Here is a 17668-nt window from a genome sequence, read left to right as displayed (position 1 = left end):
ATAGCAACCCACTCTCCACATTTTAGCGCAAGTCTTGTGTTGGGGACAATGAGCGCGGATGACTTGTGCTTCCGTGAAAGGTACCTCTCCGCCGCATTTTAGCGCAAGTCTTGTGTTGGGGACGGTGAGCGCGGATGACTTGTGCTTCGCTATGATGAATCCCGTTATACATTTACAATGTCTTGTCCTAAAGGCACAAGTCATCCCGACACTGCCAGCCACACAAGACTTGCGCCAGCAGGGATCCCAAAAGTATAGTACTTAGTTTTGAAGTATTAACAGATGATCTCAAGGATCCATCTCAACTAAATCTGTTCGTAGTCAATAAAAAAGCGACAAAATCTTAATTTCGAAATACAAGATCACATTCCGCCCCTTCAATTCTTAGTTATTAACACAGCAAGTAACTGAAAAACAGCAAATTTAAATCCTGTAAACCCCATCCGCCGCAATTACTGTTTACCCTGTGGAAAACTCCGGCTATTATGCTATTTAGCATACTAATAGATTTGAGTTAAAACCCCTGAACCTTTTTTAGTGTTGCAACTACTCAGTTAATTTTATCATAATCTGTACAAGCTATGGCTAAAAACATTACCAGGAAGGCGCCCGCAACAAGCGGGGGGAAGGGACTCAAAGCAGAACGCTATTTCAGCAAAGAAGGCACTAACGTTTATGACCTGTTTAAATATGAAAAACGATCGTCGGTTATCCGCAACCCTTCCGGCGATGCTGTGTTTGAGATGAACGATGTTGAGGTACCTGCGGGCTGGTCGCAGGTGGCTACTGATATCCTTGCTCAAAAATATTTTCGTAAAGCAGGCGTACCACAACCCGACGGCACAACCGGATCCGAAAAAAGCATTAAACAGGTTGCCCACCGCATGGCCAACTGCTGGAAAGACTGGGGCATGCGGTATGGTTATTTTGCCAGCCCAAAAGATGCTGAGATTTTTTATGATGAAATTGTTTACACTATAGTTGGACAACTGGCTGCGCCAAACTCCCCGCAGTGGTTCAATACCGGTCTGCATACCTCATACGGCATCACAGGCAAGCCGCAGGGGCATTATTATGTCGACCCGATAACAGAACAACTGAGCAAATCAACCTCGGCTTATGAACGCCCTCAGCCGCATGCCTGCTTTATCCTTTCTGTTGATGACGATTTGGTAAACGAGGGCGGCATCATGGACCTTTGGGTCCGCGAGGCCCGCATTTTTAAATACGGATCGGGCGTGGGTACAAATTTCTCTAAGATCCGCGGGGAGACTGAAAAATTATCTGGCGGTGGTTACTCATCAGGCCTGATGTCCTTCCTGAAAATTGGCGACAGAGCGGCTGGCGCCATCAAATCGGGCGGAACAACCCGCCGTGCAGCCAAAATGGTTTGTTTGGATCTCGACCATCCCGAAATTGAGGGCTTTGTGAATTGGAAAGTAGAGGAGGAAAAGAAAGTAGCTGCCCTGATAGCTGCCGGTTATTCATCCGACTATGAGGGCGAGGCCTACCGCACCGTATCCGGCCAAAATTCAAACAACTCGGTACGCATCCCCAACAGCTTTTTTACAGCGCTTAAAACAGGTTCAGCCTGGAATTTAACCAGCCGGATGAGCGGCAAAACGGTTAAGTCCATCTCATCACAAAAACTGTGGGACGATATCGCTTTTGCAGCCTGGGCCTGTGCCGATCCCGGCGTTCAGTTTGATAGCACCATTAATGAATGGCATACCTGCCCTGAGGGTGGCCGCATCAATGCGTCCAACCCGTGTTCGGAATACATGTTTTTGGATAACACGGCCTGTAACCTGGCGTCCATTAACCTTGCCCATTTCTTTAATCCGCAAACCCGCGTGTTTGATGTAAAAGGATTTGAGCATGCCTGCCGTATGTGGACTATCGTACTGGAAATTTCGGTATTGATGGCACAGTTCCCATCCAAAGAAGTAGCGCAGTTATCCTATGATTACCGCACGCTTGGTCTTGGTTACGCCAATTTGGGCTCGGCATTGATGGTAAATGGTATTCCTTATGACAGCGATGGAGCACGTGCTATAGGTGGCGCTATCACCGCTATCATGACCGGCACTGCCTATGCCACCTCGGCCGAAATGGCCCGTGAGCTGGGTGCTTTCAGTCGTTATACTGATAATAAAGGTCACATGATGCGGGTGATGCGCAATCACCGTTATGCGGCTTATAATTCTACTGAAAACTATGAGGGTTTAGAAATAGCCCCTCCGGGTATCGACCAAAAACATTGCCCTGATTACCTGCTTTCGGCCGCCTGCAATGCCTGGGACAAGGCAGTTGAGATGGGCGAAAAATATGGTTACCGCAACGCCCAAACCACTGTTATTGCCCCAACCGGCACCATCGGCCTGGTAATGGATTGCGATACTACCGGTATAGAACCTGACTTTGCGCTGGTGAAATTTAAAAAACTATCGGGAGGCGGTTACTTCAAAATTATTAATCAGGCGGTGCCCGAAGCTTTGCGCAATTTAGGTTACCGTGAACATGAGGTTACCGCTATAGTTAACTATGCCAAAGGGGCTGCAACTTTAAATGGGGCACCACATATCAATATAGATACCCTTAAAGCCAAAGGTTTTACCGATGATGAGCTGGAAAAATTGGATAAGGGATTGGTATCTGCCTTCGAGATCAGCTTTGCCTTCAATATCTGGTCGCTGGGCGAGGAATGTTTGAAACGGTTAGGCATCAAGCCTGAGCAATATAATGCGCCTGATTTTAATGTGCTGCGAACACTTGGCTTCAGCAAAAAACAGATTGCCGAGGCTAATGAGTACATCTGCGGCACCATGACCATTGAGGGTGCACCGTACCTGAAACAGCATCATTATCCTATTTTTGATTGCGCCAATAAATGCGGGGCAAAAGGAGAACGCTATATCCACGCCCATGGCCACATCAAAATGATGGCTGCCGCGCAGCCTTTTCTTTCGGGAGCTATTTCCAAAACCATTAACCTGCCAAACGAAGCCAAGGTTGACGAGATTAAAGATTGCTATGAGCTTTCGTGGAAACTGGGCTTAAAAGCCAATGCACTTTACCGGGATGGCTGTAAACTATCTCAACCGCTCTCAACCAAATCGGATGTTAAAGAAGAAGCCGACGAAAAACTGGATACCGTTGAAGAAGTATTGGGTGAAGCTGCCAACGTAAAACTAAGCGACCTTACCCCCGAGCAGGTTATTGAGGCCGCCATGGCCATCATGGAAAAATCGAAGGACACCAACTTTATGCGCCAGCTTTCGCGCGTGGTGCAAAAGAAACACCTGCCCTATAAACGCCGCGGTTTTACACAAAAAGCCAGTATCGACGGGCAAACCGTGTTTGTACGCACCGGCGAATATGAAGATGGTACTTTGGGCGAGATCTTTGTGGATATGCATAAAGAAGGGGCAACTTTCCGTTCGTTGATGAACTGTTTTGCCATTGCAGTTTCTATCGGCCTGCAATACGGCGTACCGCTTGAGGAGTATGTAGAAAAATTCACTTTTACCCGTTTTGAACCGGCCGGCATAGTCGTAGGCCATACCAATATCAAAAGTGCAACCTCCATTATCGACTATATTTTCAGGATGCTGGGCTACGAGTACCAGGACCGTACCGACCTTGTACATATCATAACAGATAAGAACGGTGTATTAGGAAATCCACAAATGGGCGATGAAGATTTTAATGTAGATGAAACCAATGTGTATCAGCCATCTACCCATAATCAGGTATCTTTGGATAATACTTCCAATGCTCAAAGAAAAGGTTTATCTTTCGATGTTAGTATGGGTGTGCAAAGCGACGCGCCAAGTTGTAACGTTTGCGGGCACACCACAGTACGTTCAGGCACTTGCTACAAATGCTTAAACTGCGGCAACTCAATGGGCTGCTCTTAATAAATACGGATTTTTTCAATCAGTTATAAATAGTTAATTATGTGACAGCCCCGTCCCTCAGACGGGGCTTGTTTGTTTTTAGATTGTGGCTATTTACGCCAGCGCTGTCCGTAGACTCCGTCTACGGACTATTATGCCTGTAGTTTGCAACTACAGAAAGCATTATTCATGCCTGTAGTTACAAACTACAGGCATAGTGATTCGAGGTCAGAGACCTCGAATAGCAGTGGGCTTTTTTATTTTTTGCAACATGATTTTTCAAGTATTGTCATAACAAATCAAAAACTCCCTCTTCAGGAGGGCAGGGGGCATTATTTTTATAACTTAGCTTTTATGAACTCTATCCTACACATATTAAATGGCGATGCCGCCTTAGATGGCTTTGATCAAACAGGGCTCGATGGCGATGTTATGGTTTGGCGCGAGGTATTTTCTGAAGGGCCCCTGCAGGAGGATATCCTGTCGGGCAGTTTCTGGAACGCCCGCCGCGCCTGGATCAGTAAAACATTTGATGGAAATGGGGATACTGATGAGTATCAGCATAAAGTATTGGATGAGCTTGGTAAACTGAACAGCCAGTATAAAGAGATTAACCTGTGGTTTGAGTTTGATTTGCATTGCCAGGTAAACCTGCTGGGTGTGCTGGAAATGCTATCGCTCAAAACCGATATGTCAGCCCCGGCCATTTATCTCATTTGCCTGGCCGATTGCGTTCAGTTCGATAATAAAAAAGGACTTGGCGAACTAACCGGCGAACAGTTTGAAGAACTATATGATGCCCGCGAACGCCTTAACGAGTGGGAACTTGGCCTTGCCTGCGATGCCTGGAAACTTTATGTAAATGGCAACCCCGCCGAGCTGGAAAAATGGCTTAATGAAAATACATTTTGGGGCGGGATCCCATTGCTTAAACCTGCATTAAAAGCCCACTTAAAACGCCTGGAAACCAATGCCGATGGCCTAAGCTATATCGAGCAAAAGCTACTGGACATTTACAATGGAGGTGCTAAAACCAAAATAGCTATTTACACCGCCTTTTGGAAAACCGAAAGCATATTTGGCATGGGCGATCTGGAGATTGATATCTACCTGGATAAATTAAAGGAAAAGGGGTTGATAGCGGTTTGAAACCTAAGTTCCCTCCCTTGGGAGGGGTGCGGTTGATTGTGTAGTGGCAGGGAGGGGTTTATACGCCCTGCCCATTAATAAGTAAAAGGAGATAAACCCCTCCCTACACCCTCCCAGGGGAGGGAATCGCACAAGCCCCTATCTTTTAAATCCTTACGGCACCGTGACCGCTATCGTAGGCGATCGCTCACTTTCATTCTTCATCCTGTCCAACGCCGTAACTACGTAGAAATAGGTTTTACCCTTAACAACGGTATTATCGTCATAGCCCAGCGCTGCATCATACTTGATCTTCAGGATATTTTTCGGGTTATCAATATTGATCTTTTCACCATCATTAAAGCGATAGATCACATAGCCATAAACCGGTTCTTCATCTTTAGCGAGGGTTGGCATAAGCCACCTCACTGATACACCTTTACCTGCAGCCCTGGCAGTAACCTGCTGGGGGGCATTGGGAGGTATCGAATCGCGCCATAACATTACCGGCGGCAGGGCCGGGTACTGGTAATAATTATCACGTAACGAATCGGTAAAACCAAGCGGGTTGCTGGTGAGCGAGTTGGAACTAAAATAAACGCTGCCCTGCACCCTCGGGTTATCCCGGATTAAACCTATCTGCTGGGGCAGCTGCCCCGGGTTTCTGAAAGCCTGTACCTTGCGCTCATTAATGCGGTAAGCGGCCTGCCCAATATACAGGTGCCTGCCATAGGTGTTATCACTCCACCAGCTTAATAGTTTTTGAAAATCAGCAGCGCGATTGCCTATCTGCCAGTAAAGTTGAGGGTTAATATAATCTATCCAGCCTTCCTTTATCCATTTGCGGGTATCGGCATAGTTTTCATAATATGACGAACCTCCGTTTGTTTCAGAACCCTCATCGTTTTGGGCTTTATTGGCCCAGATCCCAAAAGGACTGATCCCGAATTTAATGTTGGGATCATGCGCATGTACGCTATCGGCAATCATTTTTATCAGCAGATCAACGTTGTGGCGGCGCCAGTCTTTAATATTATCATAACCTTCGCCATACTGTTTAAAGGTTGCATCGTCGTTTATTTTTTGCCCGGCAATGGGGTATGGGTAAAAATAATCGTCCATATGCACGCCGTCTATATCGTAATTGTCCACCACATCCAGTATCACCTGTACAATATAGTCGCGCACTTCGGGCAAGCCGGGGTTAAATGTTTTTATCCCGCCATAGGTAAAAAACCACTCGGGTTTTATTTTGGTGATATGTTGCGGACTAAGTGCTGCAAAATTACCATCAAACGTTGCGCGGTAAGGGTTAAACCAGGCGTGCAGCTCCATGCCACGCTTATGCGCTTCGGTAATGGCAAACTCAAGCGGGTCGTAATTTGGGCTGGGGGCCTGCCCCTGTTTACCTGTTAAATATTTTGACCATGGTTCGCGGCTTTTAGCATAAAAAGCATCGGCAGCAGGCCTAACCTGCAGCATAACTGCATTAATCCCGGTTTCCTGGTGCGAATTTAAGATATCGATAAGCTCCTGTTTCTGCCTTTCAGATGGCGATTTGGAGTTGGTTGGCCAGTCGATATTAACCACCGTAGCTATCCATACCCCCCTGAATTCGCGCTTTGGCTGCATTTTTACATCAACCGGGGCCGGTACCAGTTCCGCCGGCTGCGCATTAACTGTTAAACTTGTAAACAGGATTATAATCAGGAGTATGAACCTTTGGTATATATGCATTAAATAGAATTATATTGAAAGCTGCAAAGATATAAACTCATAACGTAGCAGGTTTATTATGAAGTATAAAAATTGAAGCCTTATTGTGTTTTAAACATATTGTATTTATTTTAGCCCCACGCCTAACACAATTGATGTAATAATTTTTTGAAAAATCATATTTTTAGTGTTTTAACGTTGAATATGTTAACCATTAAGAATAAACACACCTGTATATACTTGCAGGAAAGCGCTTTACATCAATTAACAGTTGATATTTCGCCAAAAACTAAACACTATAGCTAAGCGTTTGTTATACCACTTGCTTAACTATGCTAAAACTTAACATTTAATTGCTATGGAAAACCAATCTGGGCAACAACAACCTAAGAAAAACTCAAACGTTATTTATTTTCTTATCGTAGTAGTACTTGCTTTATTGGGTACCGATGTGTACCTGTACCTGCAAAAAAACAACTCCGATAAAAAAATAGTTTACCAGCATGATGAGCAAACAAGGCTGCAAACAGAACTTGACAGTCTTGAATCGCAGGTTGAACAGGTCACTGCAGGTAAAACCAAGATGACCGCCGCGCTAACCGCCAAAAACGACTCGTTAAAGTCGACCATTAAAATTCTGAGGGCTAAACTGGCTAAAGGTAAGCTTACCGCACAGGAACTTGCCAAAGTACAGGAGGATGTAAAACAGCTCCGCTATTTTGTAACCAAGTACACCGCCGACATTGACGAGTTGAAAAAACAAAACACCAACCTCACCAATGAGCGGGACACTTTAAAAACTAACCTGGCAACGGTTGCCAAAAAGGTAGATACGCTCTCCAAACAGAACGAGGATCTCGGGGCCAAGGTTAAAGTAGCCCAGGCACTCAAGCTGGCAACATCAGATGTAGTAGCCTACAAAATCAGAGGAAGCGGTAAAGAGGTTGACGTTACCCGCGCAAACCCGGCTAAAAAGCTGAAGATCAATTTCACCGTAGCAAGCAATACTTTGGCAACAAAAGCCATGCACGATATCTATGTACGTGTGATTGACCCAACCGGCAACCTGATCACAGCACCCGATTCGGGTACTTTCAGCGCCGATGGCCAGGATTTGCAATACACCTACAAAACCTCAATTGATTTTAAAGACGATGGCACACAATACACCATCGACTGGATAAACCCAACCTTGCCATTCCAAAAGGGAACTTATACCATTATGCTTTATGCTGATGGCGGCACTATGGGTAAAACAGGTGTAACGCTTAAATAAGTACTGATTTTACTGAAAATAACAAAGGAGCCCGGTTTGCAGCAGCAAACTGGGCTTCTTCTTTTAATTATGCCGTTTTGAAAAAGCGCTTTAAAATCATGTCATTGCGAGCGATAGCGTGACTGAGTTTTAAAATCCGACGGGCTCTGAAGAAGAAATGACATTAACTTATTGTCATCCTGAGGAACGAAGGATCTTCTTCGCCCTGCATAGCGGCCCTGTATATTGCAGAAGATTCTTCGCTATAGCTCAGAATGACAAGTGTTTTTTAAATATGTCATGGGTAGCCCGTCGAAGCTCAGGGCCTTTTAGTAGTATCGCTCATCTTCATGCTGATGCTGGGCAGATGCACCGGCAGCAGCAAAAAACACGACGACAAGCATAATATATGCTTTCATAGTAGTGTAGGGTTATAAATTAAAAAAGTTGTACTCCAGCCTGATGAGGTACATGTTTTTAGTATTCCGCTGCATATCGTTATAGATAGGCGTACGGTACGAGAAATCAAGCCGGCAGGTACTGTTAAAGATGAGCTGCAGGGCAGGAGCAACATCCAGGTAGCTTTCCCCATGCCCCGGGTTTGTTTTGCCTAATAGCTCACAATATAAATTAAGGTTTACCTGCTTGTAATCGCGGTAATTGCGCGGCAGCAGCAAATAGCCTCCTGATAACGTATAGGCGGCAGCATTACGCACCCGCTCCTGGGGGACTTCATAATGGCCACTGTTATTAAACGCACGCAAATAGCTTACCGAACCCGAAAGCGCCAGCTTATGCAGCAGTTGAGTAAAAATCACACCACCCTGTGCACCGCTGTTATCACCCTCTAAAGTAATTTCCCTATTAACTATGGGGTTATTGATGCTTGACAGCTTGGCAAAAAATGCGCCCCTGAAATGCCGTTGAACGGTATCGATAGACAGAAACCGGTATTTGGCGTACACACTGCCCCCTTCAAAATGCTGATTGTTGCTGTAATAGTCAGACATGTAAACCGATCCGTGAACCATGAGGTGACGGCTAACGCCATACATGGCTTCAATGGTACTGCGATTTTTGTATGTAGGAGTAAAGTATCCCTGGTTTTCAACACGGATGCCCAATGAGCCGGTTGCCATATTGCTGGCAGGCTCTGTATTTACATACAATTCCTGCCCCAATACGGAGCGGGCCATTGCCATGAGGCAAACAGCCAATAATATCCTCTTCATAAAAAATAAAGTTAAATGAAGGGCTTAGATAGCTAAATGATAAATACGACCGCTTGCAGGGGCGGCGTCGGTAACCTGGCCAAGGTATTTTTTTGATACCGATTTTGGCGCAAAGCCATTATCAACTACGGTAAAGTTAACATCGCCGGTAAACGATCTATCGGCAGCGTTAAGCAGGCGATAAGTATCGCCCCCATAGTTGAAGGCATTTTCGGCAACTTTGGTATTAGCAAAATTGAAAGTGGCTTTTAAACTGTTAACAGAAAATCCCGAACCCTGAACCTTTTTGCTGATCTGCTCAAAATTTACAGGCACATCATTTTTAAAGGTAATAAGATAGGTATTGCGGATCAGATCGGTTTTGATATCGCCAACAAAAGGCAATGCGCGCAGCGCTTTTTCGGTTGATTTGGCACAAAGGGCACAGGTAAGGCCGCTAACCTGGAGTTCGGCTTTAGTGAATTGGGCTTTAGCTGCGGTTACAGAAAGCGAAAATATGATGAAGAATATTTTTAAAGATTTCATGTTGATCGTTTTAATAATTGTTAGATAATAAACTACTGATAAGGTTTACCTGGTTAACAATTAACGGATCAAATGCGGAAGATACAGTGGCGGATAAAGGTGGCAATGTCCTGTACAGGTGGGTCGGGCGGGCCACGGTCATAAAATTTGTCAGAAGAAGAAGATGGCAAAGCAGGGAAAAGACTATCAAACGACCAGCTTGGCAGTTCAAAACCAAACATCTTTGTTAAAAAGGATGTTGATTCGCCCTGGTGAGCGTCTTTAACCTTTACTTCAAGCTGCCTATCCTTGCAGCATTTCATTTTGCCGCCCTGTTTGTCCATTTTACAATTAACAGCCGGGGCATCAATTTTTACCGATGATACATAGTCGCCGCAAATATGGAAATTAAGAGCAAAGCCCAATACCGTAACCGTGTACAGCATAGTGAGTAATATTGCTCCTGATCTTTTTACCATTCCACAAAAATAGGTGATTAACTTGTTGATTACAAAATGTTTTTATCAGTTTGGGCAAGCCATAGTTTAACAAATGTGTAAATAGTGATTTTGGCTTATACAAAAAAGCCCCGGCTTTGCGCCGGGGACTTCTTTAAAACTATTAAATGATGTTATTATGCTCTTTTTTAGTTATTGAGCTTGCTTAGCTTGTTCTTTCATTTTATCGTTAGCCACAATAGTGATCTCCACCCTGCGGTTTTGAGCGCGGCCATCGGCAGTGGTATTATCGGCAATCGGTTCGCTTTCGCCTTTGCCGGTTACTGTCATGCGTGATGATGCTACATTACCTGCAGCCAGGTATGATTTTACAGCATCAGCCCTTTGTACCGAAAGCGTTTGGTTATAGGTATCAGAACCGGTATTATCGGTATGGCCAATGATGGTAATGTTAGTTTCCGGATTTTTTTGCAATGAAGCTGCAAGATTTTGCAGGTTGGTTTGCGCTGCCGGTTTCAGGTCGGACTTATTAGTATCAAACAAAATACCCGAATCAAACTTAACCAAAATACCTTCGCCTTCGCGGGTTACTGTAGCGCCTGGTACGGTTTGTTTAATTTCGGCAGCCTGTCTGTCCATATTGCGGCCAATAAAAGCGCCTGCAGTACCACCAACGGCACCACCTATAATAGCACCCAAAGCAGTATTACCTGCGGCCTTACCAATAAATGCACCTACTGTACCTCCTGCACCTGCGCCAATAGCCGCGCCTTTTTGTGTTTTTGTAAGTGAATTACATCCTGAGCCTAATATGCCTGCTGTAGCTAATGCTATGCCAAGGGTGGCTACTCTTAATTTAAGGGTTCTCATCGTACTTGTATAATTATGTTATATCGTACATTTTACAAAGCAGATGCCAAAACAGGGCTATGGCAGTTTTAAGAAGTACATTCCTTAAAAGAACATCATCAATCAATCACGGCAACATTTTTTTAATGATAAGTAAAGTTAATTTCAACGAAGTAAAGAATGCTGGATTCGGGGATTTTCCGGCACTGCCCGGTTTTTAGTACAAAGCGGCTGTAAAATTTTTGCTACAGTACAACTTGACATGTCTTTTTGCAGTTTTAGGAAACCACGATCAGTGTTGCCGGGAAAATGAGTTTAAAGGTGCTGCCTTTATCTTTTTCAGAAATTACATCAATTTCAATATCATGAAAACCTGCAATTGATTTTACAATGGGCAGGCCCAGCCCAAAACTGTCCTGCTGTAATGATTGCCTGAACTTTTTGAAACGATTAAAGATCAGCGGAATGGCATCTTCAGCAATACCGATACCTGTATCTGTAATACTGATCACATATTTATCAAACACAGCCACGCCGGTTACATTAATGCTGCCACCCTCCTTATTGTATTTGATGGCATTATTAATAAGGTTAAAGAACAGGTTAAAAAGTAAAAACTTGTTGATATTGACAAAATGCCAGTTATCGGGCATTGCCATTTCGTAGCTGATATTTTTATCCTGTAAACGAATGGAGATCTCGTCATAAACCTCCTGCAACAGTTCGGATACAGAAACTTTATCTTCTTTTAAAAACTGCTCGTTCTCAATCTGCGAAATAAGCAACAGCGTTTTGGTAATGCTTTTCAACCGGTTCAGGATCTTTTGCATTTCCAGCAACCTGCCTTTAAGCTCATCGTTTATATCTTCCTCCTCAAACATATTTTCAATTTTTGACTGGAGAATAGAGATCGGTGTCATAAGCTCATGCGATGCATTGGAAATAAATTCCCGCTCTTTATGAAACTTATCGGCAATAGTTTCGATCATGTTATGGATACTGATATCCAGGTGCTGAAAATCGGAGGTAGTGGTACGTACCTGCCGGTAGGTATGAAAATTAGGGAACTTTTGGCCTACAAGTTTGGTTTTTATAATGAGCCTCAATGGCTTAAGTACATAGGTTGAATACACCTGGTCGGCCAGTACGGTAAGCAGGATCATCCCCAGCAACACCTCGAAAGCTATATTTTGCAGGGGGATACTGGTTTCATCCAGGGTATCAACACTCTTGCCTATCTCCAGCAGGTAATTTTTGTTCTTAACCTTAAAGGTATGGCTCAATATGCGGTACTCTAAAGTATCCCCCTCACTAAAAAGGCGCTTGCCTCTTTTTATGGTATCCAGGAAATAATCAGGATCAACCTCATCCAAACTGATGTATTCTTCCTTAAGCGGCAGGTAGCTGCCATAAGCTTCGCCATTTTCGATGTAGGTTTCAATCCCCTTGTTTTTTACAATTTGCAGCAGCTTGTTCTTTTGTTTGATCAGCTTGCTGTCAACATAATTGCGACTGATATTTTTGATCAATACAGGAACAAGCAATACAAACAGTATCACGATAACCAGCTTGGAGATGGCGTTAAAAAGGGTAAGTTTTGTTCCTAATTTCAAATACTCAGGCGTTGATCTTTATTTTATAGCCCAAACCACGTACCGTTTCCAGCCAATCGGGCGGGGCATAGGCATTTAATTTTTTACGGATGTTTTTAATATGCGCGTCTATATAGTTACTGTCGTAATCATTATTCACCACGCTGCCCCAGATGTGCTCGCTAAGCTGCATGCGGGTAAGCGTACGGTTTTTATGTAAAATTAAATAGGCTATAAGGTCAAATTCCTTTTTGGTAATGGTATTTACAACGCTGTTATAGTAGGATATAGTGCGTGCAGTAAGGTCGATCAGGAAACCGCCCAGTTCAACAATGTTATTTTTAACCCCAAACTTACGCCTGATGATAGCCTGCATCCGGCTTTGCAGCTCAAGCAACGAAAAGGGCTTAGGCAGGTAATCGTCGGCGCCAAGGTCGAGGCCTTTAATCCGGTCATTAATTTCTGCGCGGGCAGTTAAGATAATACAGGCCGCATCCGAATTATTCTTTTTTGATTCCTTAAGCAGGTCAAGGCCATCATAATCGGGCAGGCCCAGGTCTATCAATATAAAATCATACAGGTTGGTGGCAATTTTTTCGGATGCAGAAGTGCCGTCAAAACAAACCTCGCAGATGTAGTTATAGTTTGAAAGAAAGATCTCCAGTTCGTGGGCAAGTGCTGTTTCGTCTTCTATTATTAAAACATTCATGTATTATGGTTAATAAAAAACGTAATAAAAAGTTAAATTATAAAACGACTCGCGCCGGTTGAGCAATACACCTTCTACGTTAACCGGGATAGAATACTTGTACGAAAACTCAAACGTATAATGCGGCCGGTTATAAGCTACCGGGATCTTGAAACTGTAATTAAGCATATTGAACCGGCGGTTGCGGCTGGCATAACGCGGATCATATTGAATAGAAATATTGGCAGCCTCATCCCTGAAATGATGATCGAGCGAATAACGCTGAACAAAATTCTGCGTACCCAGGATAAAATTAAAGGAGGGGTTAAAAGAAAGAAAATCCTGGTCGTCAAAAATGCTCCAGCTGCTTTCCCAGTATTTTGAATTGCTTACCGTTAAAAAAATATCGTTCGATTTGCCAAAAAGATAATCGAGCACAGCGCTTGTTTTCAGAAAATGCCAATCGTACGAGTTTTTAAAATTGATATCATTAGATGAGGCCGACTTGATAACCTGCGCGGCATCCCTGGCAAAAAAGAACCGGGTATAACTTGCCGAGCCCGAAAATGCTTTTGAAAATTTATAAAAGTAACCGCCGCCAACATCAACCTCATCAACGGGGGCATAACCCAAAACCTTAAATGCCGAACCATATAGAAAAATGCCGGATTTGGTATTATAGATCAGATCGGCTGTAACAAAAGGATATTTTACCGGGCCGGTACGACCAAAAAACAGCACATCGCTGCCATAACTTACCCCGGCCGAAATTGACCGTTTACGAATAATGGTGTCAGAATCGGCTACTAAGGTGTGCTTACCGGCAAAAAGGCGCAAATCAAAATCCGCAGCAAATACAGTACTGCTTGCAGCCACAAAAAATAGTAAGCAAAGGTATTTCATCAATATGGTAAATTGTTTAACCTGTTTAACTGCCATTTCTTCTCGGTATTTCGGGCGGGCGCTCCATGCCTTCGGGCCGGCGCTGCCTTTTTGGTTTGGGCTTAGGCGGCACAGCATCGTCATCAACAGTAGCCGGCTTAGCCTGCCGCTTTGCTTTGGCTATTTCCTTAATCTTTTTCTTTTCATCCTCCAGTTGCTTTTTAGTCTTGGTAGTATCGGCCGCTAATGAAGTATACGACAACATACCCGGCTTTTTGTTACCGGTATAGGCATGTGCATCAATGTTTTTTGTAAGGGCATTGGCAGATGATATACGTGTTGCAAATATCAATAACAGGACAATATACGCAAACCACTTTATCATTGAAGAGAGGAAAAGGTAAAAATAAGGCTCAAATAACGGTCAATTTAAATGTTTACACCCAAATGAGAAAGGTACAATAAATAACAATTCATTTGCACAGGCAATGTAAAAATGCCGATGCAAATGAATAATAACAGATCACAATTATGATGAAAGGTTTATGAATATGATTTACACGCTGTAAATTAAAGAGTTATATCTTTTGACGGATAAACCCGGTTTTGATCGTCGATAATAACACAAGCAACCTGGTTAAGCTGATTGATCATGTACAGGCCGGCATTAACACCAATGGAGAGTATTGGTGTAGCCAAAGCGTCGGCAAATTCGGCGGTAGGGCTAAGGATGCTTACACTTGTGATGCCGCTAACCGGGAAACCTTTTTTAGGGTTAAACACATTAGTGAATTTTTTATTACTGATGCTTGCATATTTTTCGGCATTAACCGAAGTAGCAAAAGCAAGGTTGCTAATCTCCAGATCGGCAAATGGCTGATTTTGCTGGGTAGCATCGGCATCGGCAACAGTCCATGGTTGCAGGTTTGACTGTAAGCCCCATGCAAGCAGGTCGCCGCCAAAGTTGATAACGCCGCTGCTTACGCCATTCATCTGCAATACATATTTGGCCCTATCGGCAGCATAACCTTTTCCGTTGGCACCAAAGCCTATGCGCATTCCTTTTTCTTTCAGAAAAACAGTTTGCTTTACAGCGTCAAGTACTATGTTTTTGTAGCTGGCGAGAGACAGTGTACGTTTGGCAGTTTTTACTGACGTATTTTCAACTTCAGCTTCGTTAGCTGTATCTGCCAGGTAGGTAATATCAAAAGCACCATAAGTAAGCTCAGATATTTGCAGCGCCCTGCTAATCAGCCTGAAAGTTTCGCCATCGGCCTTTACCGGGGCAATACCCGCATTACGGTTTATCTGGTTGATGCTGCTGTCATCGCTAAAAGCCGAAAGCAGTTTTTCAACCCGGTTAATTTCATCAATGGCAATGTCAATTTGCTCATCGGCCAGCAGGGGGTTGTTACCCACCACACTAATCTCAAATTTATCGCCCATTAAACGCATGTTACGTTTGTAGACTGTTAAATTATCGGTTAAAGTTTTTATAGCCAGCATAATATTTGTTTTAAGTATCTAAAAATGAACACACAATGTGTTGTAAATTACCTTACGCAGGTTAAAGTAAATACGCTACATCAATCCTTTACAAAAACTAAAGTAGCGGCGCTTTATGAAATTGAGATGAAAAAGGCCTTTTCATTAATGTAATTAACTGATTTTGACATTTTTTAACACTTTAATGATAAAAGGAGAGCAGGGTGCCCTGAACCAGCAACATCGGAGGGGAAAATTACAGCAATACTGTTAACCTATTATAGAAGTATAGCATCCCTTAGAAGCCGTTAAGAAATAAAAAGCGTCATTGCGAGGCACGAAGCAATCCCCGACTTTACAGGGCGAATCTGTATAGCTATTCTGCTCATTGGGGATTGCTTCGTACCTTATAATGACGTTCTGTTAATATACATTTCTCATTTTCCATAAAAAACAAACGCCCATAGCCCGGTAAAAACCAGGCTATGGGCGTTTCAATAATTTGAGTAAAAATTTATTCCAGCGTTATTTGCCTCCTTATGCTTTCTTCGAGCGAGATGAAGGTTTCGGTACGTTGAATACCTCTTACACCCTGGATCTGCTCGTTCAAAACTTCGCGCAGGTGAGTGGTATCATGACATACTATTTTAGCAAAAATACTCCACTCGCCGGTAGTGTAATGCAGTTCAACAATCTCTTTAATTGTTTTTAGCTGTTTCACAGCTTCATTATACTGTGATCCTTTTTCGAGATAAATACCAAGGAATGCGGTGATATCGTATCCTAATTTTTGCGGATCTACCTCAAGGCTGGCCCCTTTTATTACACCCATCTCCTCTAACTTTTTCATCCGCACGTGTATGGTTCCGCCAGAAACAATCAACTCTTTAGCTATCTCGGTATACGGAGTAGTAGCATTCTTCATTAATATTGACAAAATCTGAATGTCGAGATTATCAATTTCTAAATTTTGAGCTTTTCTGTGGGACATAAATTTGAATATCTATATTGAAATACAAGTTTAATTAAAATTCGATTAAAAATAAAATATTTTTGTTGAAATATTTGCAAGAAATGGTTAGTCCTATTAAATTTGTATCAAGCAAAAGGGAAATGCTTAGCTGTTCTTTAAACGATAAACAATGTTGGGTGGTGAAATTTTTGGCAGACACACCTCCTTGTCCCGGTGGCGGAGATTATGGAAAACCCGTAAGGGCTAACCACTCTGTGAAGGTTCGAATCCTTCCCCAACAGCAAGTTTAAGATACGAAATTTAAAGTGATAAGTAAAAAAACTTAGAACTGAAAGCTTCGGGCTTGAAACTTACTATACTGTAGGATGGTGAAATTTTTGGCAGACACACCTCCTTGTCGCGGTGGCGGAGAAATTGGGAAACTTTTAGCAATAGAAATAACCACTCCGTGAAGGTTCGACTCCTTCTCCTACAGCTCTTCTCATAATTTAGGTTTATAATTGGTTAGTAAAGGCCCCTGCCCATCAGGGGCTTTGCTGTTTTTATAGGTTTTTTTACACTGTATTTCGGGCAAAAAATATTGTAAATTAGCATACCAGGCCAATCCTCATGACACCATCCGAATATATCCAGGAACAACTTACCGAAAAACAAGCGTTATTAACAGGTATACACAATGCCATTACCGGCAACGACGCTTCAGTTATACCCGTGATTGGAAGCATGATGGGGAAACAAATGATCCTTTATAATGAGCGTTGTTATATGAAATACGGGCTCTCGGTTGTTAAAAACCATATGTCGCTGCATTGTATGCCCATTTACATGAACCCGGTGCTCCATAGCAAATACGCCGCATTATTGCCAGCAGCTAAATTTCAAAAGGGCTGCATCAACTTCAGCAACTCCAACGAGGTTCCTCTTGAAATAATTTCCGCACTTATTACTGATTGCTCCGGGATCAGCATTGCCGATATGCTCGAAAACCGAAAGAAGAAATAATCTTT

15 protein-coding genes and 1 tRNA gene are annotated in these 17668 nt (G+C 43.2%); 5 read left to right on the top strand and 11 right to left on the bottom strand.

The features are described from left to right. Positions 1–581 precede the first annotated feature (581 nt). Entirely contained in the window at positions 582–3920 is a 3339-nt protein-coding gene (locus ACFFGT_RS03845) for a vitamin B12-dependent ribonucleotide reductase (protein WP_377021186.1), read from the top strand. 333 nt (positions 3921–4253) lie between these two features. After that, on the top strand, positions 4254–5048 hold the full coding sequence (locus ACFFGT_RS03840) for a DUF1835 domain-containing protein (protein WP_377021185.1): 795 nt from the start codon (positions 4254–4256) through the stop codon (positions 5046–5048). A 153-nt stretch (positions 5049–5201) separates the two neighbouring features. Here ACFFGT_RS03840 and ACFFGT_RS03835 read toward each other — a convergent pair whose 3' ends face one another. After that, complete coding sequence (locus ACFFGT_RS03835) at positions 5202–6764, bottom strand: glycoside hydrolase family 10-like protein (RefSeq protein WP_377021184.1); 1563 nt, start codon at positions 6762–6764, stop codon at positions 5202–5204. 337 nt (positions 6765–7101) lie between these two features. Between ACFFGT_RS03835 and ACFFGT_RS03830 the strand changes: the two genes are divergently transcribed. Beyond that, positions 7102–8019: a DUF8428 domain-containing protein gene (locus ACFFGT_RS03830; RefSeq protein ID WP_377021183.1), complete on the top strand. Its 918-nt coding sequence runs from the start codon at positions 7102–7104 to the stop codon at positions 8017–8019. A gap of 410 nt (positions 8020–8429) precedes the next feature. On the opposite strand, the gene ACFFGT_RS03825 is transcribed toward ACFFGT_RS03830, so the two are convergent. From ACFFGT_RS03825 to ACFFGT_RS03780, 10 genes are all read right to left on the bottom strand, one after another. After that, positions 8430–9230, bottom strand: coding sequence for a hypothetical protein (locus ACFFGT_RS03825; RefSeq protein ID WP_377021182.1), 801 nt, complete (start codon positions 9228–9230; stop codon positions 8430–8432). Positions 9231–9254: 24 nt separating this feature from the next. Next, complete coding sequence (locus tag ACFFGT_RS03820; protein ID WP_377021181.1) at positions 9255–9755, bottom strand: heavy-metal-associated domain-containing protein; 501 nt, start codon at positions 9753–9755, stop codon at positions 9255–9257. Positions 9756–9823: 68 nt separating this feature from the next. After that, a complete protein-coding gene (locus tag ACFFGT_RS03815) occupies positions 9824–10213 on the bottom strand; it encodes an HYC_CC_PP family protein (protein WP_377021180.1) in 390 nt (129 codons plus the stop codon). Between the two features lie 171 nt (positions 10214–10384). Next, positions 10385–11062, bottom strand: coding sequence for a YiaD family glycine zipper/OmpA-like lipoprotein (locus ACFFGT_RS03810; RefSeq protein WP_377021179.1), 678 nt, complete (start codon positions 11060–11062; stop codon positions 10385–10387). Between the two features lie 257 nt (positions 11063–11319). Continuing rightward, positions 11320–12654 carry a sensor histidine kinase gene (locus tag ACFFGT_RS03805; RefSeq protein ID WP_377021178.1) on the bottom strand — a complete coding sequence of 445 codons (1335 nt, stop codon included), beginning with the start codon at positions 12652–12654 and terminating at the stop codon, positions 11320–11322. Positions 12655–12658: 4 nt separating this feature from the next. Next, complete coding sequence (locus ACFFGT_RS03800) at positions 12659–13342, bottom strand: response regulator transcription factor (RefSeq protein WP_377021177.1); 684 nt, start codon at positions 13340–13342, stop codon at positions 12659–12661. Positions 13343–13351: 9 nt separating this feature from the next. Continuing rightward, positions 13352–14260, bottom strand: a complete 909-nt coding sequence (locus ACFFGT_RS03795; protein ID WP_377021176.1) for a hypothetical protein — start codon at positions 14258–14260, stop codon at positions 13352–13354. Then, a complete protein-coding gene (locus ACFFGT_RS03790) occupies positions 14250–14588 on the bottom strand; it encodes a hypothetical protein (RefSeq protein WP_377021175.1) in 339 nt (112 codons plus the stop codon). Before ACFFGT_RS03790 ends, ACFFGT_RS03795 begins: the two co-directional genes overlap by 11 nt. 185 nt (positions 14589–14773) lie before the next feature. Then, on the bottom strand, positions 14774–15709 hold the full coding sequence (locus tag ACFFGT_RS03785; RefSeq protein ID WP_377021174.1) for an FAD:protein FMN transferase: 936 nt from the start codon (positions 15707–15709) through the stop codon (positions 14774–14776). 493 nt (positions 15710–16202) lie between these two features. Beyond that, complete coding sequence (locus ACFFGT_RS03780; protein ID WP_090532141.1) at positions 16203–16679, bottom strand: Lrp/AsnC ligand binding domain-containing protein; 477 nt, start codon at positions 16677–16679, stop codon at positions 16203–16205. Between the two features lie 152 nt (positions 16680–16831). On the opposite strand from ACFFGT_RS03780, the gene ACFFGT_RS03775 reads away from it, so the two are divergent. Both ACFFGT_RS03775 and ACFFGT_RS03770 read left to right on the top strand, forming a co-directional pair. Continuing rightward, positions 16832–16942, top strand: a tRNA-Asp gene (locus ACFFGT_RS03775). Positions 16943–17270: 328 nt separating this feature from the next. Further along, complete coding sequence (locus tag ACFFGT_RS03770; RefSeq protein ID WP_377021173.1) at positions 17271–17663, top strand: hypothetical protein; 393 nt, start codon at positions 17271–17273, stop codon at positions 17661–17663. Positions 17664–17668 lie beyond the last annotated feature (5 nt).

Origin of the sequence: Mucilaginibacter angelicae (genome assembly GCF_042434235.1) — a bacterium.
Taxonomy (GTDB): Bacteria; Bacteroidota; Bacteroidia; order Sphingobacteriales; family Sphingobacteriaceae; genus Mucilaginibacter; species Mucilaginibacter angelicae.
This window is presented reverse-complemented; position numbering and strand designations above follow the sequence as displayed.

Coding starts and splice junctions, on each gene's coding strand:
- ACFFGT_RS03835 (WP_377021184.1), bottom strand. CDS start 6,764: ATGCATATATACCAAAGGTTCATACTCCTGATTATAATCCTGTTTACA.
- ACFFGT_RS03825 (WP_377021182.1), bottom strand. CDS start 9,230: ATGAAGAGGATATTATTGGCTGTTTGCCTCATGGCAATGGCCCGCTCC.
- ACFFGT_RS03800 (WP_377021177.1), bottom strand. CDS start 13,342: ATGAATGTTTTAATAATAGAAGACGAAACAGCACTTGCCCACGAACTG.
- ACFFGT_RS03810 (WP_377021179.1), bottom strand. CDS start 11,062: ATGAGAACCCTTAAATTAAGAGTAGCCACCCTTGGCATAGCATTAGCT.
- ACFFGT_RS03840 (WP_377021185.1), top strand. CDS start 4,254: ATGAACTCTATCCTACACATATTAAATGGCGATGCCGCCTTAGATGGC.
- ACFFGT_RS03845 (WP_377021186.1), top strand. CDS start 582: ATGGCTAAAAACATTACCAGGAAGGCGCCCGCAACAAGCGGGGGGAAG.
- ACFFGT_RS03780 (WP_090532141.1), bottom strand. CDS start 16,679: ATGTCCCACAGAAAAGCTCAAAATTTAGAAATTGATAATCTCGACATT.
- ACFFGT_RS03795 (WP_377021176.1), bottom strand. CDS start 14,260: ATGGCAGTTAAACAGGTTAAACAATTTACCATATTGATGAAATACCTT.
- ACFFGT_RS03815 (WP_377021180.1), bottom strand. CDS start 10,213: ATGGTAAAAAGATCAGGAGCAATATTACTCACTATGCTGTACACGGTT.
- ACFFGT_RS03830 (WP_377021183.1), top strand. CDS start 7,102: ATGGAAAACCAATCTGGGCAACAACAACCTAAGAAAAACTCAAACGTT.
- ACFFGT_RS03770 (WP_377021173.1), top strand. CDS start 17,271: ATGACACCATCCGAATATATCCAGGAACAACTTACCGAAAAACAAGCG.
- ACFFGT_RS03790 (WP_377021175.1), bottom strand. CDS start 14,588: ATGATAAAGTGGTTTGCGTATATTGTCCTGTTATTGATATTTGCAACA.
- ACFFGT_RS03820 (WP_377021181.1), bottom strand. CDS start 9,755: ATGAAATCTTTAAAAATATTCTTCATCATATTTTCGCTTTCTGTAACC.
- ACFFGT_RS03785 (WP_377021174.1), bottom strand. CDS start 15,709: ATGCTGGCTATAAAAACTTTAACCGATAATTTAACAGTCTACAAACGT.